Annotated in this window: 2 protein-coding genes; one reads left to right on the forward strand and one right to left on the reverse strand. The window is 72.3% G+C overall.

All coding sequences use genetic code 11. The annotated features are described in order from the left end of the window. Positions 1-11 precede the first annotated feature (11 nt). Positions 12-644: a uracil phosphoribosyltransferase gene (upp, locus tag LQV45_RS28870; protein WP_138177245.1), complete on the forward strand. Its 633-nt coding sequence runs from the start codon at positions 12-14 to the stop codon at positions 642-644. A gap of 314 nt (positions 645-958) precedes the next feature. Here the strand turns inward: upp and LQV45_RS28875 are convergent. Then, positions 959-1,920, reverse strand: a 962-nt coding sequence (locus LQV45_RS28875) for a DEAD/DEAH box helicase (RefSeq protein ID WP_230010450.1), incomplete at its 5' end; no start/stop codon positions are given.

Genomic DNA, 1,920 nt, shown 5'->3' on the forward strand with positions numbered 1-1,920 from the left:
GCCTTGAGCCTATGCGTGTCCACGTCGCCGACCACCCCCTCATCACCCACAAGCTCTCGGTGCTGCGTGACCGGCAGACGTCGTCGCCGGTCTTCCGCCAGCTCACCGAGGAGCTCGTGACGCTGCTGGCCTACGAGGCCACCCGCAACGTGCGCGTCGACCCGATCGAGATCCAGACTCCGGTCACCCTCACGCAGGGCGTGAAGATCAGCGAGCCCCGCCCCCTCGTCGTGCCGATCCTGCGCGCGGGCCTCGGGATGCTGGAGGGCATGGTGAAGCTGCTCCCGACGGCCGAGGTCGGCTTCCTCGGGATGCTCCGCGACGAAGAGACCCTGCAGCCCTCCACGTACGCCGAGCGTCTGCCCGACGATCTCAGCGATCGTCAGTGCTTCGTGCTGGACCCGATGCTCGCGACGGGTGGGTCGCTCGGCGCGGCGATCACGTTCCTCTTCAACCGCGGCGCGCAGGACGTCACCGCGATCTGCCTGCTCGGCGCGCCCGAGGGTGTCGCCGCGATCGAGAAGCAGGTCGAGGGCCACGACGTGACGCTCGTGCTCGGCGCGCTCGACGAGCGGCTGAACGAGAAGGGCTACATCGTGCCCGGCCTCGGCGACGCCGGCGACCGCCTGTACGGCACCGCCTGACGCGGGCGGGCTGCGAGGCCGCGGGTCGCGCGAGGCCCGGGGCCGCAGGTGGCGCGGCGCCGCGGGAGCGTGGCGTGCGGGTGGCGCGAGGCCCGCGGGTGCCGCGGGCTGCGTGCGTGCGGTTTGGGGCGGGATTCGGCGCTTGGGGCGGATAATTCGCGCCCCAAACGGGCAGAATCCGCCCCAAACCAGATGCTCCCAGACACCGACGCGGCTGAGCCGCACGCGAGGAACGCGCCGAGGAGGCCGGCACCGGTGCGAAGAGGCTCCGGGGGTCAGGCGCCGGCGCCGAAGGTGTGCCGCGCGCGCCGGGCTCAGCGGGCGTCGGCGATCAGGCGTGCGAACCCGCTGAGACGGGCGACGCCCTCGGGCGTGCGCGGGAGATCGTCGAGCAGCGACGGCGAAGAGATCACGTAGGCGGTCTGCATCGCCCGTGAGATCGCCACGTTGATGCGGTTGCGCAGCAACAGGAACTCCAGGCCCCGGGGTGCCTCGCGTCCGGAGGAGGCCGCGAGTGTGAGGATCGCCACCACCGCCTCCTTGCCCTGGAAGCGGTCGACGGTTCCCACGGGCACGTCCGCGAAGCCCACCGCGGCGAGCGCTTCCTCGACGGCGACCTGCTGCGCGTTGTACGGCGTGATGACGATGATGTCGTCGGCGCGGAGGGGACGCGGCGGCGCCACGACCGCGGTGTCGCCGACGCCGCCCTCGGCACCGGTCCACGTCCGGCCGACCAGATCAGCGACGAGCTCGACGACCGCCGCGGCCTCCTCGGGCGACGACGTGGCGTTGCCGCTGTGGCGGACGGGGATGGCGTGCAGGCCCGGCTCGACGCCCTCGAGCTCGCGCAGCGCCGTCGAGGGATGCGCGGCGAGCCGCCCCTCGTACGACAGACGCGAGACCGGTCCGGCGACCGCCGGATGCATGCGGCGGGTCCGGGCGAGGAAGTAGCCGAACTCGGGAGGAACGACTTCGGCACCGTCGATCACCCAGCCGAGAGCGGAGGTGTCCACCGGCTCGGGGTGCGTGCCCTGACTCACTTGCGGCAACTGCTGCGGATCGCCGAGCAGCAACAGACGCGGGGAGGACAGCGACACCGCGATCGTCGAGGCGAGGGAGAACTGCCCCGCCTCGTCGATGACGAGCAGATCGAGGCTGCCGCGGGGGATGCGCCCCTCGTGGCTGAAGTCCCACGCCGTTCCTCCGACGACGAATCCGTGCGCGGCGTTCTCGGCGGCGAACGCGGGGACGCCGTTCTTGGGCAGCACGGTGAAGG

The organism is Microbacterium sp. Bi128 (genome assembly GCF_918698205.1).

Bases quoted from the DNA above. Each gene is read 5' to 3' on its own strand.
- upp (WP_138177245.1), top strand. From the start codon at position 12: ATGCGTGTCCACGTCGCCGACCACCCCCTCATCACCCACAAGCTCTCG.